This is a genomic window from Lactobacillus panisapium (genome assembly GCF_019469265.1).
GTDB lineage: Bacteria > Bacillota > Bacilli > Lactobacillales > Lactobacillaceae > Lactobacillus > Lactobacillus panisapium.
Map to the genome: position 1 here is coordinate 833,938 of NZ_CP048268.1, position 26,418 is coordinate 860,355.

Consider the following 26,418-nt stretch of genomic DNA (forward strand, 5'->3'; position numbering starts at 1 on the left):
CAGTATGATTTATATAGCTTGTGGGTCGATTATTTTAGTTGTGGGTATCTTATGGTTAATTAACCCACCTAAAAAACCTTGCCCATTTTATGGTTATTATTCATACTTAGCTCAGGTTAATAAAGCCAGTTTTAGATTTGCTCAAAAAAAGGCAAGCCTTTACTTTATTATTTTTGGCGGAATTCAGTTAGTATTAGGAATTGGGATTCATTCTTTAAATTGGGATCGCTATTTTTTGCTTTGGCTACTTACATTTTATCTTTTTCTTTTGTTTCCAATTATGGCGACAGAAAAAAGTTTGAAGCAGTTTTTGCTTGAACGTCATGAATTACCGCGCGATTACACGGATCCTGACAAAATAAAAAGGGTAAAAACTAAAGGATTTAGGGACCGAAAATGAAACCAGAAAAAAATTTGAGAATTTTAATGGTTGAGGATGATAAATCAGTTGCTGAAATGATGGACATGTTTATTAAAAAAGAAGGATGGACCATGGATGTGGCTACTGATGGTGATCAGGCTGTCAAAATGTTTGCCAAAAATCCTGACCAATATGATTTGATCACTTTAGATTTAAATTTGCCTAAAAAAGATGGTATTCAAGTTGCTAAAGAAGTTTGTGCCATCTCACCGACAATTCCAATTATTATGTTAACTGCCAGGAGTAGTGAGGCTGAACAGATCTTAGGACTGGGAGTTGGGGCAGATGATTATGTCTCAAAGCCATTTAGTCCGCTTGCCCTGATTGCTCGCATTAAAGCGTTGCAACGCAGGATTATGATTGAAGATAATCAAAGCAAGGCTATTTCGGATAAACGTGACGAGACTTTTGATGTTGAAACCCAACATATGAAAATCTCGAAAAAAAGACGAGAAGTATTATTTGATAATAAAGAAGTCGACTACATTACTCCAAAAGAGTTTAATTTACTGTATACAATGGCTCAAAAGCCAAAACAAGTATTTTCACGTGGACAATTACTTGAATCTGTTTGGGGCTATGATTATTTTGGCGAAGAGAGAACCGTTGACGCCCACATTAAAAAACTAAGACAAAAGTTAGAAAAGGTTGGCGCTAATGTCATTCAAACCGTGTGGGGCGTCGGCTATAAATTTGATGATTCGCAGGTTTAAAGTTACGATATGAAATTAATTTATCAGCACATGCTCAGCTTTTTGCTGATTATTCTGACCACAGTAGCGATTATTGGGTATTCTGAAATTTTATATGTTACCAATCAATCTTATTCTCAAAATTACCAACGAATGGAAGATTATGCGTCTGCTCTGGGGTCACTTGCAACTACTGATAAGAAAAATGGCACTTATTTGCTCAATTCCGAATTTTTGCATCAACTAGAGTTTATTTTGCATGGAGATGATCTCCATATTCGCGTTTTTGATTCAAAAAGTAAGCAAATATACCCTAAGACTTCTGAAGATTTACATTTAGCCTCAGACGTTTTAGGAATCCTGAAACAGGGACAAGAAATTCGCATTAAAAATAACAATGATTCGCATACTTACTTAGGTCATACTAAAGATTCATGTACTGGCGTATTGGTTCCTTGGATTAGTGATCATCAGTTTATTGGTGCTGTTTGGATTGGTGCACGTGTCAAAAATGTTGAGAAGCCCATTACGATGGCGAAACAAAACTTGGTCAATGCCTTAATCATTGCACTAATGGTCGGACTAGGGCTAAGTTTCGCTTTAGCATATTACACCACGAATAAAATTAAGCGCTTAACACGTGCTACGCAAAAAGTGGCTGCTGGCAATTTTGAAGTTCAATTAGAATACACTGGTCATGATGAAATTGATCAACTAGCTGCTAATTTTAATCAAATGGTCCGAACATTGAAACAATCAGATAACGAGATTAAAAAGCAGGAAAAAAGACGTGATCAATTTTTGGCTGATGCGGCTCACGAAATGCGCACGCCACTGACAACAATTAATGGTATTCTAGAAGGATTACAGTATAATGCTATTCCTGAGGAGTCAAAACCGAAGTCAATTGAATTAATGCAGCGTGAAACCAAGCGCTTGATCAGATTAGTTAACGAAAATCTTGATTTTGAAAAAATCAGAAATAATCAGATTCTTTTGACTAAGACGGAATTTAACGCGACGCAGATCTTAAATGATGTGTCCATTCAACTTTCGCATAATGCCGAAAAAGTAAATGATAGAATCAAGGTTAGCGCTCCAAGTGACTTACCAATCTATGCCGATCAAGATCGTTTTACCCAAATAATCGTTAATCTCGTTCAGAATGCTATTCAATTTACTAAGAAGGGTAAAATCATGATTTGCGGTAAAAGAGTAGATCATGGAACAGAAATTAGTGTTAGTGATAACGGGATTGGAATGAGTGATGAGCAGATGAAATATATTTTTGAAAGATTTTTCAAGGCAGATCCTTCTCGTGTTCGTGACGGGTCGGGAGAATCAGGTCTTGGCTTGTCCATTGTTTCTTCACTCATTAAGCAGCACGGAGGTAAGATTACGGTTAAGTCTCACCCAAATCAAGGAGCAATATTTACAATTACGATTTTTGATAAGGGTTACGAGCAATACATTACTGACTAACGAAAAAAGACGCTTTTGATTAAGGCGTCTTTTTTGTTTACTAATTTATCGTTTATAGTAGATTATTCGTTCTCAATCGATTTATTCCAAACTTTAGCAGTTGCTGGAATTGAACCCAAATTGGTCATATCGTCTTTATCAACTACAATCATGTTGTTAGGACCTGTGGCAAGCTTATTGAAACTATCCAAACTCTGATTTTTAAAGTAGCCGTCACTGGCTGCAGCTAAGCTACTTTGCAATTTACTAATTCTGTATGCCTCAGCATCGGCTTCGGTTTTAACGGCCTCAGCTTTTGCTTTCGCCGTAGCAATTAAAGCATCGTTTTTAGCTTTTGTAGTCAACTCAATATTTTTAGCTTCACCTTCAGCTTTTTCAATAGCAGCAATTTTTTCACGATCGGCAGTCAATTGCTTATCCATGGCTTTCTGAATTTCAGCACTTGGTAGCAACTCATCGATATTGACCCGTACAACCCGGATGCCATAAATATCGGTTAAATCACCGATAGCCTCAGATAATTGGGTATTAATTTTACTGGTTGATCCAAGGGCTTCATTTAAGTCCATTCGACCAATGATGTCACGCAGGTGCCCTCTAATTAGTTCTACCATCGATTTAACTGAATCAGTATTATTGTAAAAGTATTTATAAGAATCAGTTACCAAATAGTTTAAGGTTAAGCTGGTGGTAATCTCAGCATTATCTTTGGTAATGATAGAATATTTTGAAATTTCTGCCGGAAACATCGCTAAAGAAACGCGCCGCATTTTCTGAATAATTGGAATGATAACAACTAGACCGGCTTTAACGGTTCTAGAATACTTGCCCAGAGTCTCAATAAGTCCTTCGTTATTTTGCGGTACAACGCGAAAAGATGATAATACTAGTAGAATAACCAGGATAGCAATTATTGCTTTAAACATAATTAAGGTAACCTCCATTCAAATTGAAATTTTTCTGATATCCTTAATTTTTAATTATAAAACTTTCTGCTTTTTTTACTAGGCTTATTTTTCTTTTCAACTAAGTGATTACCCGAAACCGAATCTGGAATATCCGTGATTTCTTCATGCCGGCCTGACAATTCGGCGGCATCTGTTTTGTACAAACTAGTAGTGGATTTATGGTGTTTAGTTATTAGGGCGGTTGAATGTCCTTTTAACTTTTCTCTTATTTCTTCCATTTGCTGAAAATTGGTTAAATAATCGAATTGTCCCGGATCAACCGGCTTGAAGCCAGTTGGGGTGTAAAAGCGCAAAAGATTATGATTGTTTAATAGGTCAGAATACTTAAGCGATAATTTACCTTTTTTGGCTAAAGCAGCAATCTCAATTTTTTCTTGTTGGGTAAAATTGATAATTTGCTTGCCAGATTGACGGTCGTAAACAACACCTTTTTGCCCCTTGCCACCAATGATGACGTATTTTTGACTAACGATAGTGCCATTGCGGAAGACAATCCAAGGCTTATATTTGGGTGATAATAAGTCATTTCCGAATTGAACATAATGGCGATTAGAAATACCTAATAAATGAAGTAAAGTTGGTAAAACATCAATTTCACCGGCTACTTCGTGTTTGATTGCTCCCTTTATTTTAGGTGAATAAATCATGAAGGGAACTCGCTGCATTTGGACATTGTTATAACTGTTCCAAGTATCTGAACTTTCTCCAACAATTGGAGCCAAGGTTTCATTTTCCGAATTGCTTAAACCATAATGATCACCATATATGACAACCATCGTATTTTTACTTAAGCCAGAACGATCTAAGTAGTTAAAAAATTCGCGGACGGCTTGATCAAGATAATGGGCAGTTTCAAAGTAATTATTAATTGATTTATCCGTCGTGTCAGCAGTTTTGAAAGATGGATCTAAGTCTTCTTCGTCCATATCAAAGGGAGTGTGATTAGTTACGGTAATAAACTTGGTATAAAATGGCTGCTGCATTCTTTCCAAGTACTTAACACTTTCCGCAAACATAATTTTGTCTTTAATACCATAACCGATTCGATCACTGCGGTCATAACTGAAGTAATTTTGATCAAAAAAGTAGTTATAGCCCATATTTTTGTAAACATCGTCACGATTCCAAAATGAGCCCACATTACCATGAAATACGGCAGACGTGTAATTGCCGTGTTCACGTAAGATTTGTGGTGCGGCTTGAAAGGTATTAGAACTACCAAGGGCAGTAAATAAAGAGCCATCAGAAATACCGAAGGTACTGGTTTCAAGCATATTTTCCGCATCACTAGTCCGACCAATGCCAACTTGATGGTAGAAATTAGCGAAGCTAAGTGAATGCCGGTTATGATAGATTGAATTGAGAAATGGCGTGACTTCCTTGCCGTTAACCTTTAAATCAATTAAAAATTGCTGGAAGCTCTCTAAATGGATTACAATCACATTCTTGCCCTTGGCTACACCATAATATTGGGGATTAACCGTTAATTTGCCTTTTTTGGTATAAGCCAAAATTTTATTTAAATCGGCAGTATTTGCGTTGCGGTTAACTTGCTCAGTTTGCTCGTTTTTTACGCCATCATAGATCGTAAATGTATTAATACCAAGGTATTTGACAATGTATGATCGATCAAAAGTTGTCCCTAACAAGCGTGGCCGAGAAGATTCAGCCATGAACACGTTTAGTGACAAAACCACTGCACCAAAAGAAGTGATGGCAAACGGTGTTAGCAGGCCATAAGATTTTTGATCAATTTTAATTTTGCGTGCAAGTAATAAGCCGATAATTACTATTAGATCAAGCCAAAGAAATAGATCGGAAAACTGTAAGAGGGCGACAGCACTTTTACCAAGTCCGGGTGCAACTTTACCGGCATTAGCGATTGTTTTTACCGTAATAAAATCGGAAAATTGCCGATAATTAAGAATATTGGCAAAAAGCAAGCCGGTATCGGCAAAATCCATCAATAGCATCACACAATACGAAACTATTGGTTTAGGAAAATAAAATCCAATGCCGATTAACAAAATTGTCGTGCCAATCGGGCTCAACCACATAATAATATGTTGGTAAGGATCAGAAATGCCCAGGTTAAAATCGTGATACGCTGCGAAAATGTATTTCAGTGTGAATAACACCACTAAAAGGCAGAAAAAGCCTGTTCTTGTCTGAATGAACTTAATCAGATTCTTTTTTTTCAAAGTGAACTCTCCTTATTTAATTATTTTAAGATTTTCAGCAGTTTTAGACAATCTTTTCTGCATTGTTAGTCCTTTTTTAAGAATTAACTGGTCAAGATTGAGTATAATTTAAATGAATACTATTATGGGACTGAACAAAAATGATATTTTTAGGACCGCTATATAACCTAATTGCTCAAATGTATGCAACACAAATTAACCATTTTGCCTTGATCAAGTTAATTGTGCTAGCGTTTGATAAAACTATTTTTTACTTTTTAGTTTTTATGGTGCTGCGTTTGTTGTGGCTAATGGCGATAAGGCGACGTCGAACAATCAAATCCGAAGCCTCTGTGTGGCTGTTTGCATTTTACCTAATCTTAGTGTTAATGCTAACAACCTTTCGGGGAACATACTTTCCGTGGCAGCTTTCTTTTAACTTTCACCGGCCGTTAAGCGACATTAACTTGGTATTTATGAAAGAAACTTGGAAAATGTTTTATGCGCAAAGCCGCTTAGATTTTGTCTATAATTCTTTTGGTAATATTGTTTGTTTTCTGCCTTTTGGCTTTTTGGCACCATTTGTTTTTTCAAAAAAGCAAACATTTATTAGGGTATTACTAAGCGGAATGATGTTTTCGATATTTATAGAGGCAATGCAATTTTTACTAGCAACTGGCGTGAGTGATATTGACGATGTCTTTTTTAATAGTTGTGGTACAGCCTTGGGGTACCTGCTTTACTGGCTAGTGCAAAGAGTTCGGCAAAAGTTATAAAACTATTCAAAAAGCTCTGGTATTTATAAAATAAGATTGCTAAAATGGTTTTGTGAAATAGATATTTAATTCAATAAGGGGAGCGTATTGTATGAATTTAATTAAATTCGATAGCACTAAATTAACACCGTTTGTTCATGAAAATGAATTAGGCGAAATGCAGGCCATGGTTGACGCTGCGGCTAAGGAATTAAAAGACGGAACCGGTGCAGGTAGCGATTTCCTCGGCTGGGTTGATTTACCAGTTAATTATGATAAAGATGAATTCGACCGAATTAAAAAAGCTGCTAAGAAGATTCAAGACGATTCTGAGGTATTAATCTGTATTGGAATTGGTGGATCTTACCTTGGCGCACAAGCAGCAGTTGAATTCTTAAATGGTGCATTTTACGGAAAGGGCAAAGAAAAGTATCCTACAATTGTCTTTTGTGGTAACTCACTTTCTGGCTCATATCTTCATGATTTGATTGAATGGCTTGGTGACAAGGACTTTAGTGTCAATGTTATTTCTAAGTCAGGAACAACGACTGAACCGGCTGTTGCTTTCCGCATTTTCAAAGATAAGTTGATTCAAAAATATGGCAAAGAAGAAGCACAAAAACGCATTTTCGCTACAACTGACCGAGCAAAGGGTGCTTTGAAGACTGAAGCAGATGCTGAAGGATACGAAGAATTTGTTGTTCCTGATGATATCGGTGGTCGTTTTAGTGTTCTTTCAGCCGTAGGTTTATTGCCAATTGCTGTTTCTGGTGCTGACATTGATCAATTGATGAAGGGTGCAGCCGATGCACGCAGTGATTACCAAGATACTGATGTTACTAAGGCTACGCCATATCAATACGCTGCTTTGCGCAATATTTTATACCGTAAAGGTTACACGACAGAAATTGTTGAAAACTATGAACCAACATTAAGAATGTTTAGTGAATGGTGCAAACAATTGATGGGTGAATCTGAAGGTAAGGACAACAAGGGAATTTGGCCAGCAAGTGCTAACTTCACTACTGATCTGCACTCACTTGGGCAATATATCCAAGAAGGACTTCGAAACTTATTTGAAACTGTTATTAGAGTCGAGAATCCTGCAAATGATGTTGAAATTCCAACAGATGACCGTAATTTAGATCAATTGAACTTCTTAGCAGGTAAGAGCCTCAATTTTGTTAATGACCGCGCATATGAAGGTGTAGTTTTAGCTCACACTGATGGTGGTGTCCCAGTGATGACTGTTAACATTCCAGATCAAACTGAGCATACCTTAGGCTACTTGATTTACTTCTTTGAATTAGCAATTTCAATCTCCGGTTATTTGAATGGTATTAATCCATTTAACCAACCTGGTGTTGAAGAATACAAGCGCAACATGTTTGGTCTTTTAAACAAACCTGGTTATGAAGACTTACACGATGATCTTTCAGCTCGCTTTGAAAAAGAATAAGACTATTTATTTAAAAGCTAATTGCGTTTTTTGCGAAAAAGCAATAAAATAGTTTAAGTGTATTTACTAACATTATCTTTAATAGCATTGTTTTATCAATCATATTGAGAAATTAGGTAAATTGGAAAAACAAAATTAGTATAGTTCATCCTGTACATGTTAAATTATTGATATTTAGTCAATTATGGAAAGGGTAAAAGTTAATCGCTTTTTACTCTTTTTTTATTATTAAAGATAAGGAGTTTATTATGAAAGAGAAAACAGAAACGCCCAAACACGTTTTGGCAATCATTAGCTGTGCTTTAATGGCCTTTGTCTCAATTTTGACGGAAACTAGTTTAAATGTTACCTTTCCGACGTTAATGAAACAATTTCATATCGGTTTAGGGCTAGTGCAGTGGACAACTACAGGCTATTTGCTAATGATTGCTGTGATTATGGTTTCGAGTTCTTATTTGAATGACCGTTTTTCGGCTAGGCAGTTATTTTTAACTGCTGCCATAGCTTTTATTGGCGGCTCGCTTGTTGCCGGGTTTGCCCAAAATTTCTGGGTTTTACTAGCTGGTCGATTGATTTCATCAGTCGGGGCAGGTTTATCAATTCCATTAATGTTTAATCTGGTTGTTGAATTGATGCCACAAGAAAAGTGGGGCTTTTATATGGGCTTAACGGGCTTGGTCGTCATTTTGGCACCATCACTAGGCCCAACCTTTGGTGGAACAGTTGTATATTACTTTGGCTGGCCATTAATTTTTCATATTGTTTCCGGTATCGCTTTGTTGGTGTTATTACTTGGATTTTTTACGGTTGAACAGTATCATGAAAAAAAGCACCCAAGTTTTGACTGGCTAAGTTACGGTGTTATTGCGGCAGCAATGGTTATCTTTAATATTGGCTTTAACCGCATCAGCAATGGCTTAACTGATCTTGGGTTTTGGCTTAGTATGATTGTTGTCGCAATTCTGGTGTTCATTTTTATTAAATTATCTAAGACGAGCGATAAGAAGCTCATTAATTTAGCTATTTTCAAGAATAAACCATTCATCTTTGCGATGATCTCATACTTGTTATTACAGTTTATTAATATTGGTACAAGTTTTGTTTTACCTAACTACGTTCAGATCGTTAATCATGCTAGTTCTTTGGTCGGCGGCTTGGTCTTATTACCTGGCTGTATTTTAAGTGGTATCTTGAATCCTTGGTTTGGCCATATTTATGATGAAAAAGGCCCAAAGATTCCATTTTTGACGGGAACATTGTTCTGCTTCAGTGCCAGCTTATTATTTACCATTTTTGGCCTAAAAATTTCTACGCTTTTAGTCGGTGTTTTTTACGGCATTATGATTATTGGTCGGCAAATGGCCTTTAATAATACAATGGCGGAGGCTTCGAAACTGCAACCAGATGAACTGCATACTGATGCAACCGCGGTATTTCAAACAGGGCAACAATATGCTGGTTCAATGGGCACGACAGTGATGGCAACAATTATTTCAGCTTGGCAAAAAAGGCCGGGTAATTATGCCGTGTTAACTGCTCAAGGTAGTCAGGTAGCTTTTTTGGTCATGACTGTCATTAGTGTAATTATTTTTCTTAGCTATTTAAATTTATTTAGATTAGAAGCGCAAAAATAGAATAAATTCCTATTTTTAATTATTAAAGTCTTACCGTAAGGTAAGGCTTTTTTGCTTTGTTTTCTACCATATTTGAACTATGAAAAGAGTAATATTAATAAATTATTAATTAATTTATTTACTTTTTCATTTTTAATGTTAAAATATTTAACTATATTTATTTTTAGGAGGAAGAATCATGCAAGAAGTCATTACTAACCAAGATTTGTTGAAAGTCATTTTGAAAGGTAGGGTACATGTAAAGGCAAGAGTAAAAAGTAAAGGAGTATTCTCATGGCAGATGCAACTAACAGCAAATTAACCGTTAAAACCTTTTTTAACAATATTCTAGCAGGAACTGCTACTGGCATTATTGTCGGCTTAATTCCGAACGCCGTAGTGAGTGCCATTTTAAAATTATTTGGTCAAAATCAAGTTACAGCAGGAATAGGTCAGGCACTTTTGATTTTTCAATGTGCCACCCCTTTATTAATTGGTGCCCTCATTGCTATTCAATTCAAGATGGCACCTTTAGATGTAGCGATAGTTGCGGCAGCAGCTTATGTCGGTTCGGGTGTAACCAAATTTGTTCCTCAGATTGTCAATCCAGCAACCAAAGCTCCTGGTGTATTTATTTCCGCAGGAACAGGGGATTTAATTAACACAATGATTACAGCTGGATTGGCTACCAGCCTGATCTTACTCGTTGGCAACCGTTTTGGTTCGGTTAAAATCGTTGCAGCCCCAATTCTAATCGGTGGGGGTGCTGGCTGGATTGGCCTGTTGATATTACCGTACGTAAGTAAAATTACGACGTGGTTAGGGACTGTTATTAATTCCTTTACTAATTTACAACCAATTTTTATGTGTATCTTAATTGCTTGCATGTTTGCAATTTTAATTATTTCTCCTATTTCAACTGTAGCAATTGGAATGGCTATCCAATTAAATGGTCTTTCAGCTGGGGCTGCAGCAATGGGTGTGGCCGCAACAACAATCGTCTTAGTTGTTCACTCATGGCGGACAAATAAATCCGGTATTACCTTGGCAGTGGCTCTGGGGGCTATGAAGATGATGATGCCTAATTTATTTAGACATCCAATTATTTTACTGCCAACCCTGATAACTGCAATTGTTTCTGCCATTCCGGTAGCCTTATTCCATGTTAGCGGAACGCCGGCATCAGCTGGTTTTGGGTTAGTCGGATTAGTTGGTCCGCTTGCTTCAATTGATGCGGGCAAGGCTAGCATTAGCGTCATTCTAGCATTAGTAGTTTGGATTGTTATTCCGGCTGTGGTAGCAATTATTTGCCGCTTTGTTTTTGAAAAAATCTTTCATGTATATGATGAAAAAATTGTTTTCGCATACTTAGGTGAATAAAGCTATTGCCGAAGTTTATATCAAAATAAAAGGATCCAGCCTCAAGTTAAAGAGGTTGAATCCTTTTTTGTTTGTTTAAGTTTTTTTCAATTTCAAAGGGTCGATTAAGCTACTTAAATTCTTCCCAAGCAGATTCTATTTGGTCATAGTTTAGGGCTGAGGTATCAGGAAATAGTAGTTTTGCTTCACTCAACTCATTTTTAGCACCAACGCCAACTGAAAGTGCACCGGCTTTATTAATTGCTTTAATACCGGCAATTGAATCTTCAATTCCAACACAGTCTTTAGGATCGACATTGATTGCAGATGCTGCTGCTAGGAAAATATCCGGAGCAGGTTTACCCGCTGCCACTTTGCTTGGATCAGCAATTGCATCAAAAACAGAATTTAATTGTAGTTTCTCTAAGATATAAGGGCCATTAAGGCTGGCTGAAGCTAGTGATAATTTAACATCATGTTGTTTAAATTGGGAGATTAAATCAGATATTCCTGGAAGAATATTTTGTGGTGTTAAACTGGCAAGTAATTCACGAAAGACTTTATTCTTTTCGTCAGTCATTTCTTGAAAATCCGCATCACTAACTTTGATATCGAGATAGTTTAAGATTGCTGTTAAAGAGTCTTTACGACTAACTCCTTTAGTTTGCTTTTCTAATTCGTCAGGCAAATCGCGGTTAAAATGATCTTTAATTAATTTGCGCCATGCCTGAAAGTGGTAAACGGAGGTATCGGCAATTACGCCGTCAAGATCAAACAGTACGCCTTTCATTTAAGAACTTCCTTTCACTTGCTAATGGTGTTTGTACCATGATTTCTTTGATTTTTGCAAAATCATCATCTGAAATATTAATAAATGGGAGCATCACGTTCATCTCGGTTAAAGAACTACCACCAAAAGTTTCCAGATTCTTAGGATCTTTCAAAAAGCCAAATACGTCATTGATTGGTTCTAATTTTTTAACTAATTCCTGGTCAGCCATAAGTTGCTTGGCAGGCATTGCTAAATTGTAATATTCAATGTAACTAGTTACTGGTTGGTAGCTAATAGCATATTTTCCGCCGGTAAGGGTCAATGGTAGGCTTTCACTTACGCCATTGACTTGCACTTGTCCGTTAGTCCGAGGCAATTTAACCGTTACTGTTTGTCCAAATGGAATAGTTAAGTTAATTTCAATCGTGTGTTTTTCGTCTTTTTCAAGTTGATATTCAATTTGCAGGTCACCATATGAGCTTTCATAATGGCCCTGAACATGTTTAAGACGATAATCAAATTGTGGTGCAAACTCAACTTTTTGGTAGCCGTTTTCTTGATGATGAAGACCGAGAACTTGCTGATAAACCCACTGCATGATTGCTCCGATGGAGTAATGATTTAATGAATTCATTCCTTCAGGGTTCATTGAACCGTCAGGTAAAACTGAGTTCCAACGTTCCCAAATGGTAGTAGCTCCAAGGTTAACGGCATAAAGCCAACTTGGAAAATCTTCGTTTAAGAAAATTTGGGTAGCTAATTTATGCTCACCGTTTTCTGACAATACTTGACAAATTAATGGGGTACCCACGAAACCAGTCTTTAGATGATTATTATCCTTACCAAGGCGTGTCACTAAATCACTTACGACACGCTTTTTCTGTTCTTCAGGAATTAAGTCAAAGCGCAGTGCTAATGCATAAGCAGTCTGGGTGTCAATTGCTAGACGCCCGTTGTTCGTGATATATTCAGCTCTAATAGCCTGCTTGATAGCTTTAGCCTGTTCAGCGTATTTTGCTGCATCTTCTTGATGACCTAAAACTTTAGCAGCGGCAGAAACGATTGAACTTGAATAGTAGTAGTAAACGGAGGCAATGAAGTCTTCATCAGTTTTACCAGTAGGCATTGCTGGATTTTCACCATCAAGTGATAACCAATCACCAAACTGGAAGCATCCTGTCCAAAGATTTGGTGTTGAAGTCGATTGACTAATCCAGTCAACCCAAGCCTTCATACTGGAATAGTTTTGCCTTAAAATTGCTGGATCACCGTATGCTTCATAAACTGTCCACGGAATGACGGTTGCAGCATCACCCCAAATAGCGGCTCCACCACTGTCATTACCCATTGCTGGGGCATACATAGTGAGCATGCCATCGTGATTGTTTTGCTCAATTTGCATGTCACGGGCATACTTCTTAAAGAATGCGTATGCATCCATGTTTAAGACAGCAGTACTTGAAAAAATGTCTGCGTCTCCAGACCATCCAAGACGTTCATCACGCTGCGGACAATCTGTTGGTACATCAAAGAAGTTGCTCTTTTGACTCCACATTACGTTAGCTAACAGGCGATTAACCTTGGCATTATCTGTCTTAATAGCCCCAGTAGTTTTCATGTCTGAATAGATCACTGCTGACCTAAAATCTTCCTTAGTTAGTGGTTTAGTATTGCCAGTAACTTTGACATAGCGGTAGCCGTAATAAGTGAAGTGGGGACGAACCCATTTTTGTTCACCATTTGAAGTATAGTGGAATGCTGCCCGAGCCTCTCTCAAATTGTCACGGTAAAAATTACCATTTTGCAGAATTTCGCCAACCTGTAATTTAAGTGTAGTGCCGCTATTTTTCCGGTTAAAGAATTCTGGCCATCCAGCATGATTTTGACCAAAATCTAAGACCGTTTCACCAGCAGGTGTCGTAATTATTTCTTTAACTGGAAGGTATTCGTTAACTTTAAGAGGTAAGCTCAAACGATCATGTAGAATTTCTTTAGGATGATCGAGTACGGTTACCGGCTCCCAGTCAGCTATTACATGAGTATCATCATAATCCTCACCATAATAGATAGCCGACTTAGTGATTTTACCGGAAGTAGTTTTCCAGGAGGAATCACTTAAAATTGTTTCTGTTGAATTATCATCGTATTGAACATGTAATTCAGCAATAGCCATTTGGCGATCGCCATAGATATTGTCTTGGCCGCCATCAAAACCAAAATTGCCTTTATACCAACCATCACCAAGTGAAATTAATAATTCTTGGTCAGAGGATTTTTGAAGAAGTCTGGTTACGTCATAAGTTTGCACTTGAACCAATTGGTCATAGGCGGTTACACCGGGGGCCAATATTTCATTGCCAACTTTTTCCTTATTCAGGTAGGCTTCATAAACTCCTAGACCGGTCATGTAAAGACGAGCACTTTTTACCGGCTTTGTTAACGCAAAGTTCTTTAAAAGCAAAGTATTTTGAAGATCTTTATTAGAATTGCCAATCCAACTTGCAGTGAATGGCTCAGCCATTTTACCCGTTTCAAAGAAACTATTTTTACTGCTTTCATCGTTAGCATTTTTTACCGAAACGGTTAATTCATAGCGCGTTCTAGGCTGCAAGTTAATCGCAAAATCAAAAAAGTTATTCTTGTAATCTTGCCAGTCTGAATCGTAAATTTCTTGATCAGCTTTAACTACGACTCTTTTCTTTGTGTTCTGCATAGCGGCAGAACTAGTAAGATTAAAGTCAACCCGTAAATGATTATCTAAATCATAACCAAGTGGTTCGGTTAAATGATTAATTGTAATCTGATTAATTTCAATCATGATTTTACTCTCTTTCTATAGACGGGTATCGAAGCGACCGCAGAAAGGATCTACTGGGTTTTTACCGAGAAATTCTTCTTGACCCATCATTTTCTTTAATAAAGCATCAATAGTAACATCGTTGCCAGTATATGCATTGACGTAAGTTGAAACCATTGGGATATCAAAGAGGTGGTAAGGGTTGCAAGTGGAAACAAAGACAGTTGGGATGTCCTTCATGAACCATGGTGCATCTGCGGCCATTAAATGAATCCAATCTAATCTAGTGGTGGTTTGGTTACTTGCAGTTTCAACATTGGCAACGTAAAAGGCAAGGTCAAAGCGATCTTTTTCAAATTGGACGCCACCTTCAAAAACTTCTTGGAAGTCTAAGTGCTTTCGGTCAAAGACGGAAACCTGGAATCCTTTTTCCTCAAGTTTTTCTTTAAACTTGGCAGTTACTTTACCACCTTCTTTAAAGCCGCCATCATCCGTATCACCTAAAACGACAAGACGAACTCGTGGATATTTCTTCGGTGTTATTGGCAGTAATTGATCACGATCCTTAACAAGCGTTACTGATTCTTCAGCAACCTTAGCAGCAAGCTTTTCGTGTTCTGCTAGCTTTAAGTCGAAATTACTTGATGAAGGTTCACAAAGTTCACCTGCGGTATTCATTACGCCTTGTGCTACCTTAGTTGCGATAATTCTCGTAACAGCTTCATCAACGCGTGACATTGGAATAGTTCCGTTAGCTACGGCATCAGTAATAAATTGATAATCTTCGTCAATATCTTTATTAAAGAGAATCATGTCAATACCGGCATTGATTGTTGCAGGTAAAGCTTCTGAGCGCTTCATGATTGCGTTATAACCAATCATTGGCGTTGCGTCAGTAATGGTTAAGCCGTTGAAGTTCAAAACTTTCCGAAGTAAGCCGTTAATTAAAAGCTTAGAAGTTGAAGCCGGTCGTAAATCTTTATCTTCAATTCCTGGCTCAAGTCGGCGTTCCCAAGCAGGCTGCATAATATGAGCAATCATGATACTTGGTAAACCATTATCAATTAAGTGATGATAAATTTCTCCGTAGGATTTCATCCATTCATCAGCCGAAAGCGAATTAATCGAACTCAATAAGTGCTGGTCACGTTCATCGACACCATCACCAGGGAAGTGCTTGGCAACAGGAATAACGTGGTTAGCATTTAATCCGGCAATTTGAGCATCAGACATTCTAATTACTCGTTCCTTATCACTCCCATAAGTCCGGACATTCATAATTGGATTACGGAAGTTTTGGTCCAAGTCGACGATTGGTGCAAATGACATGTTGCCACCAACTTGTTTTGCTTCGTAACCAGAGACATCTCCTAAGTTATAAGCGTTTTGAGCATCATCAGTTGCAGCAATCTGTAATGGGCGGCCGAACCATGTACCGCCATTAACAAGTCCATTACCACCAGCTTCAAGGTTAGCTGCGATTAAAAGTGGAATGTCACTTGCTTTTTGTGAAGTTGCAATTTCGTGTTGCAGTTTTTTGGCATCATCGGGACGGTACATAATTCCGCCTGGTTGATATTTTTCGACAAATGCTTTCAAGTCCGTGTTTTCTTCGTCTTCACCGATAACAAAGAAAAGTTGACCGATTTTGGCATCGGTTGACATGCTTGCTACTTTTTGCTTGACAAAGTCAATTTGCGCAGCAGACAAGTTATAAGGTTTTTTAGATAGGTCTGTCATATTTTTCCTCCGTGTGCTATAAATATAAATTGATTTAAGATTTATTCTAATCTAGCGTTAGCGGTTTCGCTATTGCCAAAAGTCATAAATATTGTGTTGATTTCACAGATTTTATTTTTAAACAGAGATTAAAGTTTAAATAAACAGCACACTACCAACAAAAGAAAGGAGTAAGCAGTTTGAAAGAAGAAATATTGCGTCTATTGCGAAAAAATAATTCACCCCGAAATTGGTCGGATGTTCTCGCTACGGTTGAAAAAAACGGTAATCTAACAAAAAAAGTCGGACAAATTGGGGATGAACCAATCTACCGCTTTTTTGACACTTATTCGGATGACCTAACACTTAACAGCAGTTCTATTTCAATTGCAGCACAACCGACTAAGTCTTTTATTCCATATCATATTCATGATTATGTTGAAATAATGATCCCATTAATTGAAGACTGTGTGGTGGTATTAGAGCATTCCGAAATTAAAGTTAAACAAAACAACTTAATTTTTATGGGAAATAGAACTATTCATAAAGTTAAGCCAATAAGTAAAAAAGGAGTGGTTGTTAACATTGCATTACGAAGTTCAGCCTTTTCTTTAAATGAGCTTGACTATTTAAACCACCGCGAAAATGGTTCTAACATTTCCAATATTTTATTTTCCCTTTTATCCAATGAGGAATATGGTGAGGGACGTTATAGCCTATTTGAGGTTAACCATGATGCTAAGATCACTAATTTGATCTATGACATTATTTCAGAATATTACCACCCTGATATTCAGTCCGATCAGTTAATTCGGCTGGAAATGCTCACGTTATTTTCACTGCTAATTAGGCAAGCGGCTAATGCTGAAATCAAGGTGAAGGATTTTCGCAAGAAAAACAATAACTTACTGTCACTTCTTTTATATATTGAAAAACACTACAGTAACATTACATTGCAAAAGATGGCCACCCACTTTGGCTTTAATCCCAATTATTTATCCGACTATCTAAAAAAGCATACTGGTAAGACCTTTATTCAGTTAGTGCATTTACAGCGAATCAATGTTGCAGCTGAATACTTAACCTATACGACAGCGCCAATTGAAAGGATTGCAACTAGGGTAGGTTATGAAAATCCTTCGTATTTTTACAAAATTTTCAAAAAGTATTTTGGGATTTCACCAGCTGAATACCGTCAAAAAAATAGTTAAAAATATGACTAGTAAGACAACTTACTGATCATTTTTATTTTCTTGTTATTTATTAAAAACTGGGAAATGGATATAGTTTCTCTGTTTTTTGAATATGGTCACAACTCCTTCTGGCTAATATACTTTTAAATGAAATTTGAAAGCGAATCCAAGTAAGGAGAAGAATCAATGAATAAAAAACAAATATCTAAAGCAATAGGTATTTTGAGTATGAATCTATTGCTAATGCTGGCTACAGCAGTTACTTCCGCTATTGCGGCAATTGCTAGGTCATTTCCCAAGGAGCCTATTTCTAAAGTACAGTTAATTGGCTCGATTCCACAATTAGGTCAGATTATTGCTACGGCATTATTTGCATATTTAACTTTTAAGATGACCAGAAAAAATTTAGGACTTTTAGCAGTTGCTGTTGTCGGAATTGCCGGCGTTTTACCAGCAATCTATAGTAGCAGCTTAAACTTAATCCTAGCTTGTATGGTGCTAGTTGGTTTTGGTACTGGTACCATTACTAACGTTGTTCCTGTATTATTGCAAGAAAACTTTGAAGGTGAAGCAAGAGCTACAGCAATGGGTTGGGCAACCGGTGTAACTAATATCGGAATGATGATTTTTACTGCTTTAGGTGGTGTTTTAGGTAGCACTAACTGGAGAAACCTTTTCTGGGTTTATGCATTAGCTCTAGTTGTTTTCATCTTGGCATTTATCTTAATTCCACAAGATACCAAACTGCAAAATACTGATAAAAATAAAGATGGCGGCAAGAAAGAAAGCTTTTGGACTCTGTTAAAGCAAATGAACAACCTAGTATATGTTTTATACCTAGTTAACTTCATGCTTTCTTTGGCAATGATGACATTCTTGTCTAACCAATCAATTGTTTTGGCTGCACAAGGAAAAGGAACTGCTTATGTTGCTATGGTAACTGCTTTAGGTAATGTAGGTGGTATTATTACTGCGACATTCTTAACTTACATCAGAAAGTTCACTAAGAAAGATACAATTGCTTGGGGCTTTATTGCCTTTGCACTTTCATTTATTTGTATTGTCTTTTCATCAAATATTGTGATGCACATCATTGGTAATGCCTTTTCAGGAATGGGAATCGTCTTAGTTAATGCCACCGCACCATTTGAAATGTCACTTTTAACAGACCAAAAGCAATTCCCATTAGCAATTTCAATCAACACTTTGTTAGGTTCGATTGCTGGTATGATTGTGCCAATGTTATTAGCAGCTGTTAAAATTGCACCAGGACGTGATTCATATATTGCCGGAATAGTTATTTCTTTAGTAACTGCTGCGTTATTATTTATCACTCGGTTTGGTTCTAGAGTTGAAAAAGAACAAGGTAAAAACAAATAATTTTTAGTAGAGAATAAAAGATTCGGGGATGTATTATGAAGGTTGAACAATATAACTTAGATGAAGATAACCCTAATGTTACTCTGACTACCTATGTTTTGGATGATTCACCAGAAACACTAAAGGGCAAGCCAAGACCAGCAATTATTATTTGTCCTGGTGGTGGTTTCTTTAGTTGTACTGATCGTGAAGCAGAACCCGTCGCAATGTATTTTGCATCAATGGGCTATCATAGTTTTGTACTGCGCTACACAACTTACTTTAGTCATGGCTTAGAAATGCCTGACTTATCCAAGCCTTTGCCATTAAAAAAGGAGACAATATATCCTAAGCAAATTCGACAATTAGGCCAGGCAATGCTTTTGATTAAAAGAAATGCTGAAAAATGGCATGTCAATCCTGATCAAATAGGTGTGTGTGGCTTTTCAGCTGGTGGTCATGTTGCGTCGCTCTATGCTACCAGGTATAACGAGGCTGTTTTAACTGATTATTTGAATGCAAGTAGTGAACAATTGCGACCAGCATTTGCAATTATTGGCTACGCTCTTACTGATTATCATTTGTTAGACCAGCAATTGCGTGCTAAGAAAGATTCACCTGGTGAATATGCCTTTATGAAAGCTTCTAACGTGGCTTATGCTGGTGTTGAGTTTCCAGATAAAGAATTGGAAAGTGAGATCAGTCCAGTTGATCACGTTGATAGTGAAACACCACCATTCTTTATTTGGACAACAGCAACTGATCCATTAATTTCTCCACTTAGTTCATTACATATGGCATCCTGCTTAGCAGAAAATAAAATTCCGTATGAAATTCACGTTTTTGGAGAGGGAACTCATGGCTTAAGCTTGGCAACGCAAGCTGTGGCTGATTCCAAGTCACAAATTGAACCAATTGTTGGCCAATGGACAACTCTATGTACAAAATGGTTAGAAAAACGCTTTGCCTTAGACTTGCCCGCAAAGAGTCCTTTTGAGGAAATGAAGGATAAAGAAGAAAGCAACGCTAAAAATTAAGAAAATTGCTCCCACTAGCTAGTGAGTGTCATAAAAAATAGAATTTTTTCGGATTGCGAAAATAATTCGATGCCACTGCGAAAAACTATGCTAAAAAGCCATATTTGTTCATCACTATCTCGAATTATTTTGTCCACTATTGGATTAACGTCGTAAATTAATGGCTGATTAATAAGATAAAACCAACTTTGAACTGCAGGTCAAAGTTGGTTTTTTATATAATTTTGTAATACCGATAAGAAATTTGGGGTCATATATTAAAAACGTTCATACTTTCTGCGATATGAACTGGGAGTGAGCTTGCATAATTGGCGAAAATTTCTTTCGAAACTGTTAACTGAACTAAAGCCTGTCTGTTCGCTGATGCTACTAATACTGTCATCAGTGTATTTTAATAAATTACAACTTCTTTGTATGCGGTAATAATTGCGCAAATAATTAAAAGAATAACCGGTCTTTTTAGAAATTAACTTTCCTAAGTAGGCTTTATCATAGTTATATCGTCGAGCCAATTCCTTCAATTTGACGGTATCACAGTCCATCTTAATGGTATTAATGATTTTGGAAAAGTTATTAGTATGGACATCATTATAAGTTTTAAAATTATTTGTCTCGCTTAAACTTCTGAGAGCATAGGATAATAAAATAGAAATAAGGTTACAACAAATTTCATTTGATTGTGGTAAGGAAGAATAAGATTCAACAAATATATTTTGAATTATTTGCAATATTTTTTTGGTGATTTGAACGTTAAAGGTTAAATAATTTTCGGTGGAACTATAAAGACATTTATTAAAAAAATCCGCCAGTATGTTATCAGCTTTGATTAAATTAAAAAATGAATCATCAAAAGTACTTTTTTTCATCACAATACAGATAACGATACTTCTCTCAATGACTTCTATTTTATGAGCAGTACCAGGGGAAATTATTACTAAACCGCCTTTTTGTAGGTTACAGACTGAATTATTAGTAAAAAACTTAGTTTCTCCTTCTAAAACAAGATCTATTTCAAAATAATCATGTTCATGAAAGTGTACTAATTCATTTTGAAATTGTAGTAAAATTTTGGCGTCTTTTTCTGCAAACATGAAATAAGACTCTGACACATTTTTGTATATCTGTTGAGGTTTTTGAATAATTGGTGTTACATCAACAGTTAAATTTTGCAAGCCTTGATAGAGTGAAAAACTATCATGAGCCATGGTTAATGAATTTACATTTTTAGGCAATTTATACGAATAATTGCTTTTTTGGTATAAATGAAAAATTGCATCTAACAAAGAAATTTTTTGATGTTTTGTTAAAAAACAGAAAGACAAGTACTTTTGAATTGCATCGTAAGACATATAAATTCGACGATTCATTTTTTCTCCTAACACTAATTTTGTTAAATTTACCACTAAAAAGTATATCTGGTTAGTTTATGAAAGCGCTTATAATTACGCTTGAAAGTAAAAATGGAGGCAAATATGAACGAATCTATTTCATTAAATTATAACTGGAAATTTCATTTTGGTGAAATCCAAAAGCCAAAATTATTGGCAAAAAAGTCTTATGCTTTTGGAGGATTAACGGCACCACTTGAAAATGAAACTGGCAATATTCTACCAATTGGTCCCGGAGGCAATCACTTCTTAAGCTTAATATCTAATGGCGATGTTAATAAGGGCTTACAAAATTTAGCTGGGACGGAATTTGTTAAATCTTTAGATAAAACTTGGCAGGCAATAAACATCCCTGATGATTGGAAGAGACGGGAACCCTATCAAAATGATTCAAGTACTTTGATGACAGGGTCTAAGAATAACGGAATAGCGTATTACCGTAAGACGTTTAACCTAACAAAAGAATCGCTAAAAGAAAAAGAGTATTTGCTACACTTTGATGGCATTATGGGGTCAAGTGATGTTTGGTTTAATGGTTGTTATTTAGGACATAACGATAGTGGTTATGTGGCAATCGATTATGATATTTCAGCAATAATCAAATTTGCGCGTACTGGTGACAATGTTATTCTTGTGCGCACGGATACTACCACTGGTTCAGAAGGATGGTGGTATGAAGGAGCCGGAATTTATAAAAATGTTTGGCTTGAAGTTAGAGATTTAGTCCATTTAGAAAGCGATGAGTTTTACTTTAGGACAGTGGAAATAAATGAGCAAAATGCCAAGATGATGGTCAACTTTGCTGTCAAAAATGATCTGGATCATCCCGTTTCTATCAGGCCAAAAATAAAAATTAATCAAAAGATTCAACTTGATTTTGAAACTGTAACTTTACAATCACGGTCCGCAAGACAGTTTAATAAAATATTTGCGATTAAAGCGCCAAAACTGTGGTCGCCTGAGCATCCCAATTTATACCAAGCAAGATTGGAAATTGAAAATGACTTTTTAGAACGAAGTTTTGGTATTAAAACAGTCAGCTATGATGTCAACGGATTTCATTTAAATGGATGTCTTTATCAATTGAAAGGTGTATGTGAGCATCAGGACTTCGGTGGAGTGGGAGTTGCTTTGAATCAGGACATTATTGATTTTAAGGTCAAAAGGCTTAAGAAAATGGGGGTTAATGCCCTTAGGAGCGCACACCATTTTGCTTCAGAAGAATTGTTAAATGCATGTGACCGCCTAGGAATAGTTTTAATTGATGAAAACCGGCTTCTAGAAGCTACGCCATGGCGATTAAATAATTTAACCAAAATGATAAAGAAAAGTCGTTGCCATGTATCTATCTCATTTTGGTCAATTGCCAATGAAGAAATTATTGGCAACACAGAGTATGGCTGCCGCTCAGTAAAAAAGATTACTGAAATTATTCGTAGTTTATCTCCGGATACTTTATTAATTTCTGCAGAATTGTTAAATCCTGAGGGAAAAGTAAATGACGATTATCTTAAGTATTTTGACATATTAGGTGTTAATTATCCTGAAGCCGGCGTCATGGGCAAAGGAGCTGAACTTATTCATCAAAGTCATCCGGGCTTGCCTATGATGTGTACTGAAAATGCGTCATACTTTTCAACTCGTGGTATTTACAAAGATGATGCTGTAAACTGTCACACTAATAATTTTGGCTCTTTGTACTCAATGGTTTTACCCGGTAAAAGAAAGCCTGGTGATCCGGGAGTAGGGGGCACTGCACGCCCTGAAACTGTGATGTCTTATATACATGAGCATGAATATATGAGTGGGGTATTTTTATGGACTGCTTTTGATTATTATGGCGAACCATCACCTTTTGGCTGGCCGGGGATTAGTTCTCAGTTTGGAATTATGGATTTAGGTGGCTTACCTAAAGATTATTTTTACTATTATCAGGCTCAGTGGCAGCATCAGCCGGTACTTCATTTGATGCCTTCATGGAATAAGACTGATTTAACAATTGAAAATGGTCAAACTAGGGTTAGAGTTTTTTCAAACCTTGATGAAGTCGAACTATTTATCAACCATAAAAGTTTAGGTAAAAAAGTCGTTAAAAACTATGAATGTGATTGGCTAGTTGAATATGAACCGGGAGAGCTTTTAGCCAGGGGATACGTGAAAGATAACGTTTTGCTAGATGATAAAAAAGAAACCAGTGGCAAAATAAGTAAAGTAGATACTAGTGTTTTGTATCATGGTAAAAAATGTACTTTATTTCAATTGAAAGCAATTGATAAACAAAATAACTTTGTTCCTGATGATAATCACTTGTTAAAAATTAAAGCGGAAAATGGACAGATCATCGGATTAGTCAACGGCAATCCTTCAGATATCAGTGAATATTCCTTAAGCAAAATTAAACTTTTTTCTGGTAAAGCAGTTGTAATTGTCAAACATGAAGAAAATGTTTTGCCGCAAGTTTATGTGGAATTTAACTAAGAAATGAAGGTAACTTTGATGACTAAAAGACAAATTTTAAAGGCAATAGGTATATTGAGTATGAACTTGCTGTTAATGTTGGGTACAGCTGTCACGTCAGCAATTGCAGCAATAGCAAGGTCATTTTCTACAGAACCCATTTCTAAAGTACAACTGTTAGGTTCAATACCGCAACTTGGTCAAATTATTTCTACAATATTTTTTGCATATTTAACTTTTAAAATGACCCGTAAAAATCTAGGTTTAATGGCGATTTTATTTGTAACAATTGGTGGCTTAATTCCGGCAATTTATAGTAGCAGTCTTAACTTGATTTTGGCCTGCATGGTCCTAGTTGGCTTTGGTACAGGGACTATTACTAATGTTGTACCAGTTTTATTGCAGGAGAATTTTACAGGAGAAGCACGTGCCACTACCATGGGGTGGGCTACCGGTGTTACGAATGTTGGCATGATGATCTTTACCGCATTGGGTGGCATTTTAGGTAACAGCAATTGGCGCAATCTGTTCTGGATTTATGGTTTAGGCTTGGTAGTTTTTGCTCTTGCATTGTTCTTAATTCCACAAGATCAAAAACTTGCCAGCACTAATCAGAATGAAAGTAATGATGCTAAAAAAATGGGCTTTTGGTCTTTATTAAAACATCTTAGTGGCTATGTTTATGTTTTGTATTTGGTTAATTTTATGCTTTCAATAGCAATGATGACTTTTTTATCCAATCAATCTATTGTTTTAGCAGGACAAAATAAGGGTACTGCTTATGTAGCAATGGTTACGGCGCTAGGTAATATTGGCGGTATCATCACTGCAGCATTTTTAACTTATATTAGAAAGCTTACTAGGGATGATACGATTGCCTGGGGTTTCATTGCATTCGCATTATCTTTCATCTGCATAATATTCTCATCTAACGTTATTTTGCATATTATCGGTAACGCCTTTTCAGGCATGGGAATCGTGTTAGTTAACGCAACTGCGCCATATGAAATGTCAATTTTAACTGATCAAAAACAATTTCCACTAGCAGTCTCTATTAACACCTTAATTGGTTCATTGGCAGGGATGTTTGTGCCAGTGTTACTGGCAGCTGTAAAAATAGCACCGGGCCGCGATTCTTTTTTAGCAGGAATAGCTGTTTCAGTAATTACAGCGTTAGTTTTATTACTGACTAGGTTCGGATCAAGAGTAAAAAAGAGGGCAGAAGATAATAATTGATTTATTGTAGGAGAGAAACAAAATGTTAAATTTTAAAATAAATTCAAATTCAAAAAAATCGTTTTCACATTATTGGGAAATGTGTGTTGGCAGTAGTCACGCTTATACTGCGTTAAGAGCAGATTACCAAGAACAATTAACCAAGGTACACCAAGATATGGGTATAAAATACGTCCGTTTTCACGGCTTATTTGACGATGAAATGAGTGTCTGCGTCGAAAACTTTGATTTTACAGGTAAGTCAGAAGGCATCACCTATAATTTCGTTAATATTGATAAAATTTATGATTTTTTAATCAGAATTGGGATGAAGCCATTTGTAGAATTAAGTTTTATGCCAAGCTGTTTAGCTTCTGAAAAAAATAAAATCTTTCCGTATGGTGGCAATAATTCGATGCCTAAATCTGATGAGTCATGGGAAAAGTTAATTGCCAAATTTATAGAGCATATCCTTGAGCGTTATGGTAAGGATGAGGTTGAATCATGGTACTTTGAAGTATGGAATGAGCCAAATTTATCCCGCTTTTTCTCAGGTACAAAAGAGGATTACTTCCACTTGTATGAAATAACAGTAAGAACGGCTAAGAAGATTGATGAAAAACTGCGCTTTGGCGGACCAGCCACATCTTACAATTCATGGATACCTGATATGATTGACTTTTGTCAGAAAAATAATTTGCCTCTGGACTTTGTTTCGACACATCATTATCCAACAGATGATCCTTTGTGGGAAAGTGGCATGGATATTGATGAATTTTTTAAAAAGACTAATGGCGTTCCACAAGATTATCCTCGAGGAATACTCAAAGTTATGACTTCTAAGACAAGAGATGAAGCCAAAAACTACCCACTATTTTACACAGAGTGGAGTGTTTCAGCGATGGTTGGCGATTCCGCTCATGATACTCCTTATGGAGCAGCGATGGTGGCTAAAACTTTAGCTGACAATGATGGACTAGTTGAAGGATATGATTATTGGGCATTTTCAGATATCTTTGAAGAAGAATCTCAAAAGCCGGGAGTATTTCATGGTGGTTTCGGCATGCAAACAGTTGATGGAATCGAAAAGCCGGTTTATAGGTTGTTTGAAATATTCCACAATCTCGGTAATCAAAGAATAAATGTTGAAGATAATAATAATGCTACTGCTGAAATCTTAGCTGTCCAAAAGGAAAATAACTTACAAATCGTGGCGTATAACCATAATGTACCAAAAGAACCAATTAAAACAGAACAATTGGAAATAGATCTAGATAAAACGATAAGTGGTATATGTGAAATAGAAAGAATTGATGAAGATCATGCTAATCCTAAGAAATTGTGGCAGAAAATGGGAGAACCAACTTATGTTAGTCAAGACCAAGTTAAAGATTTGCGTGTCGCTTCGCAGCTAAAACCTGAAAGTATAAAAATACAAAATGGCAAGATTAACCTAGAACTAATGCCACAATCATGCGCATTGATTACTATTCCTGATTATTTTGAATAACCATAAAAAGAGTCTGGAGAAAAAACTATTCTCTTTGATTAA

The 26,418-nt window shown here is 36.5% G+C and carries 20 protein-coding genes; 14 read left to right on the plus strand and 6 right to left on the minus strand.

The window, feature by feature from the left end:
- Positions 1 to 4 precede the first annotated feature (4 nt).
- The 3 genes from GYM71_RS04120 to GYM71_RS04130 are packed head-to-tail and all read left to right on the plus strand — an operon-like array spanning position 5 to position 2,595.
- Positions 5 to 400, plus strand: a complete 396-nt coding sequence (locus tag GYM71_RS04120) for an SdpI family protein (RefSeq protein ID WP_103752187.1) — start codon at positions 5 to 7, stop codon at positions 398 to 400.
- Entirely contained in the window at positions 397 to 1,134 is a 738-nt protein-coding gene (locus tag GYM71_RS04125; RefSeq protein WP_244986846.1) for a response regulator transcription factor, read from the plus strand. Before GYM71_RS04120 ends, GYM71_RS04125 begins: the two co-directional genes overlap by 4 nt.
- Before the next feature lie 9 nt (positions 1,135 to 1,143).
- Positions 1,144 to 2,595, plus strand: coding sequence for a sensor histidine kinase (locus GYM71_RS04130; RefSeq protein ID WP_220221020.1), 1,452 nt, complete (start codon positions 1,144 to 1,146; stop codon positions 2,593 to 2,595).
- Positions 2,596 to 2,657: 62 nt separating this feature from the next.
- Here the strand turns inward: GYM71_RS04130 and GYM71_RS04135 are convergent, their stop codons facing one another.
- Both GYM71_RS04135 and GYM71_RS04140 read right to left on the minus strand, forming a co-directional pair.
- Positions 2,658 to 3,521 carry an SPFH domain-containing protein gene (locus tag GYM71_RS04135; RefSeq protein ID WP_244986847.1) on the minus strand — a complete coding sequence of 288 codons (864 nt, stop codon included), beginning with the start codon at positions 3,519 to 3,521 and terminating at the stop codon, positions 2,658 to 2,660.
- Between the two features lie 50 nt (positions 3,522 to 3,571).
- Positions 3,572 to 5,764 (minus strand): LTA synthase family protein, encoded by a 2,193-nt coding sequence (locus GYM71_RS04140; protein WP_220221022.1) that lies wholly within the window; start codon positions 5,762 to 5,764, stop codon positions 3,572 to 3,574.
- A gap of 140 nt (positions 5,765 to 5,904) precedes the next feature.
- Here GYM71_RS04140 and GYM71_RS04145 point away from each other — a divergent pair, with 140 nt between their 5' ends.
- The 5 genes from GYM71_RS04145 to GYM71_RS04160 all read left to right on the plus strand — a co-directional run bounded on the left by GYM71_RS04145 (position 5,905) and on the right by GYM71_RS04160 (position 10,950).
- Positions 5,905 to 6,519: a VanZ family protein gene (locus GYM71_RS04145; protein ID WP_103752192.1), complete on the plus strand. Its 615-nt coding sequence runs from the start codon at positions 5,905 to 5,907 to the stop codon at positions 6,517 to 6,519.
- A gap of 91 nt (positions 6,520 to 6,610) precedes the next feature.
- Positions 6,611 to 7,957 (plus strand): glucose-6-phosphate isomerase, encoded by a 1,347-nt coding sequence (locus GYM71_RS04150; RefSeq protein ID WP_103752193.1) that lies wholly within the window; start codon positions 6,611 to 6,613, stop codon positions 7,955 to 7,957.
- A 248-nt stretch (positions 7,958 to 8,205) separates the two neighbouring features.
- Positions 8,206 to 9,591 (plus strand): MFS transporter, encoded by a 1,386-nt coding sequence (locus GYM71_RS04155; protein ID WP_220221023.1) that lies wholly within the window; start codon positions 8,206 to 8,208, stop codon positions 9,589 to 9,591.
- Between the two features lie 178 nt (positions 9,592 to 9,769).
- Entirely contained in the window at positions 9,770 to 9,892 is a 123-nt protein-coding gene (locus tag GYM71_RS10420; RefSeq protein WP_258566335.1) for a hypothetical protein, read from the plus strand.
- A complete protein-coding gene (locus GYM71_RS04160; protein ID WP_220221024.1) occupies positions 9,865 to 10,950 on the plus strand; it encodes a PTS sugar transporter subunit IIC in 1,086 nt (361 codons plus the stop codon). Before GYM71_RS10420 ends, GYM71_RS04160 begins: the two co-directional genes overlap by 28 nt.
- 109 nt (positions 10,951 to 11,059) lie before the next feature.
- On the opposite strand, the gene pgmB is transcribed toward GYM71_RS04160, so the two are convergent.
- Genes pgmB through GYM71_RS04175 form a run of 3 tightly spaced genes read right to left on the minus strand, consistent with a single transcriptional unit; the run spans position 11,060 to position 16,238 of the window.
- On the minus strand, positions 11,060 to 11,719 hold the full coding sequence (gene pgmB, locus GYM71_RS04165; protein ID WP_103752196.1) for a beta-phosphoglucomutase: 660 nt from the start codon (positions 11,717 to 11,719) through the stop codon (positions 11,060 to 11,062).
- A complete protein-coding gene (locus tag GYM71_RS04170; RefSeq protein ID WP_220221178.1) occupies positions 11,700 to 14,516 on the minus strand; it encodes an alpha-L-rhamnosidase in 2,817 nt (938 codons plus the stop codon). The genes pgmB and GYM71_RS04170 overlap by 20 nt, the downstream gene beginning before the upstream one ends.
- An 18-nt stretch (positions 14,517 to 14,534) precedes the next feature.
- The gene (locus GYM71_RS04175) at positions 14,535 to 16,238 is read right to left on the minus strand and encodes a glycoside hydrolase family 3 protein (RefSeq protein WP_103752197.1); all 1,704 of its coding nucleotides are present in this window, start codon (positions 16,236 to 16,238) and stop codon (positions 14,535 to 14,537) included.
- 179 nt (positions 16,239 to 16,417) lie between these two features.
- On the opposite strand from GYM71_RS04175, the gene GYM71_RS04180 reads away from it, so the two are divergent.
- The 3 genes from GYM71_RS04180 to GYM71_RS04190 all read left to right on the plus strand — a co-directional run bounded on the left by GYM71_RS04180 (position 16,418) and on the right by GYM71_RS04190 (position 19,806).
- Entirely contained in the window at positions 16,418 to 17,428 is a 1,011-nt protein-coding gene (locus GYM71_RS04180) for an AraC family transcriptional regulator (RefSeq protein ID WP_220221025.1), read from the plus strand.
- Positions 17,429 to 17,596: 168 nt separating this feature from the next.
- Positions 17,597 to 18,790, plus strand: coding sequence for an MFS transporter (locus tag GYM71_RS04185; protein ID WP_220221026.1), 1,194 nt, complete (start codon positions 17,597 to 17,599; stop codon positions 18,788 to 18,790).
- Between the two features lie 35 nt (positions 18,791 to 18,825).
- A complete protein-coding gene (locus GYM71_RS04190) occupies positions 18,826 to 19,806 on the plus strand; it encodes an alpha/beta hydrolase (RefSeq protein WP_220221027.1) in 981 nt (326 codons plus the stop codon).
- Between the two features lie 257 nt (positions 19,807 to 20,063).
- Here the strand turns inward: GYM71_RS04190 and GYM71_RS04195 are convergent, their stop codons facing one another.
- Entirely contained in the window at positions 20,064 to 21,173 is a 1,110-nt protein-coding gene (locus GYM71_RS04195; RefSeq protein WP_220221028.1) for a helix-turn-helix domain-containing protein, read from the minus strand.
- A gap of 105 nt (positions 21,174 to 21,278) precedes the next feature.
- On the opposite strand from GYM71_RS04195, the gene GYM71_RS04200 reads away from it, so the two are divergent.
- From GYM71_RS04200 to GYM71_RS04210, 3 genes are read left to right on the plus strand one after another with little or no spacing between them, the layout of a single operon-like run.
- Positions 21,279 to 23,672 carry a DUF4982 domain-containing protein gene (locus GYM71_RS04200; protein ID WP_220221029.1) on the plus strand — a complete coding sequence of 798 codons (2,394 nt, stop codon included), beginning with the start codon at positions 21,279 to 21,281 and terminating at the stop codon, positions 23,670 to 23,672.
- Between the two features lie 18 nt (positions 23,673 to 23,690).
- Entirely contained in the window at positions 23,691 to 24,887 is a 1,197-nt protein-coding gene (locus GYM71_RS04205; RefSeq protein WP_220221030.1) for an MFS transporter, read from the plus strand.
- 22 nt (positions 24,888 to 24,909) lie between these two features.
- Complete coding sequence (locus tag GYM71_RS04210) at positions 24,910 to 26,376, plus strand: GH39 family glycosyl hydrolase (protein WP_220221031.1); 1,467 nt, start codon at positions 24,910 to 24,912, stop codon at positions 26,374 to 26,376.
- Positions 26,377 to 26,418: the final 42 nt, after the last annotated feature.

What these genes read in the sequence shown, in the direction of transcription:
- GYM71_RS04200 (WP_220221029.1), top strand. Translation starts at nt 21,279, where the DNA reads ATGAACGAATCTATTTCATTAAATTATAACTGGAAATTTCATTTTGGT.
- GYM71_RS04210 (WP_220221031.1), top strand. Translation starts at nt 24,910, where the DNA reads ATGTTAAATTTTAAAATAAATTCAAATTCAAAAAAATCGTTTTCACAT.
- GYM71_RS04125 (WP_244986846.1), top strand. Translation starts at nt 397, where the DNA reads ATGAAACCAGAAAAAAATTTGAGAATTTTAATGGTTGAGGATGATAAA.
- GYM71_RS04190 (WP_220221027.1), top strand. Translation starts at nt 18,826, where the DNA reads ATGAAGGTTGAACAATATAACTTAGATGAAGATAACCCTAATGTTACT.
- pgmB (WP_103752196.1), bottom strand. Translation starts at nt 11,719, where the DNA reads ATGAAAGGCGTACTGTTTGATCTTGACGGCGTAATTGCCGATACCTCC.
- GYM71_RS04130 (WP_220221020.1), top strand. Translation starts at nt 1,144, where the DNA reads ATGAAATTAATTTATCAGCACATGCTCAGCTTTTTGCTGATTATTCTG.
- GYM71_RS04205 (WP_220221030.1), top strand. Translation starts at nt 23,691, where the DNA reads ATGACTAAAAGACAAATTTTAAAGGCAATAGGTATATTGAGTATGAAC.
- GYM71_RS04155 (WP_220221023.1), top strand. Translation starts at nt 8,206, where the DNA reads ATGAAAGAGAAAACAGAAACGCCCAAACACGTTTTGGCAATCATTAGC.
- GYM71_RS04160 (WP_220221024.1), top strand. Translation starts at nt 9,865, where the DNA reads ATGGCAGATGCAACTAACAGCAAATTAACCGTTAAAACCTTTTTTAAC.
- GYM71_RS04120 (WP_103752187.1), top strand. Translation starts at nt 5, where the DNA reads ATGATTTATATAGCTTGTGGGTCGATTATTTTAGTTGTGGGTATCTTA.
- GYM71_RS04150 (WP_103752193.1), top strand. Translation starts at nt 6,611, where the DNA reads ATGAATTTAATTAAATTCGATAGCACTAAATTAACACCGTTTGTTCAT.
- GYM71_RS04195 (WP_220221028.1), bottom strand. Translation starts at nt 21,173, where the DNA reads ATGAATCGTCGAATTTATATGTCTTACGATGCAATTCAAAAGTACTTG.
- GYM71_RS04135 (WP_244986847.1), bottom strand. Translation starts at nt 3,521, where the DNA reads ATGTTTAAAGCAATAATTGCTATCCTGGTTATTCTACTAGTATTATCA.
- GYM71_RS04185 (WP_220221026.1), top strand. Translation starts at nt 17,597, where the DNA reads ATGAATAAAAAACAAATATCTAAAGCAATAGGTATTTTGAGTATGAAT.
- GYM71_RS10420 (WP_258566335.1), top strand. Translation starts at nt 9,770, where the DNA reads ATGCAAGAAGTCATTACTAACCAAGATTTGTTGAAAGTCATTTTGAAA.
- GYM71_RS04175 (WP_103752197.1), bottom strand. Translation starts at nt 16,238, where the DNA reads ATGACAGACCTATCTAAAAAACCTTATAACTTGTCTGCTGCGCAAATT.
- GYM71_RS04145 (WP_103752192.1), top strand. Translation starts at nt 5,905, where the DNA reads ATGATATTTTTAGGACCGCTATATAACCTAATTGCTCAAATGTATGCA.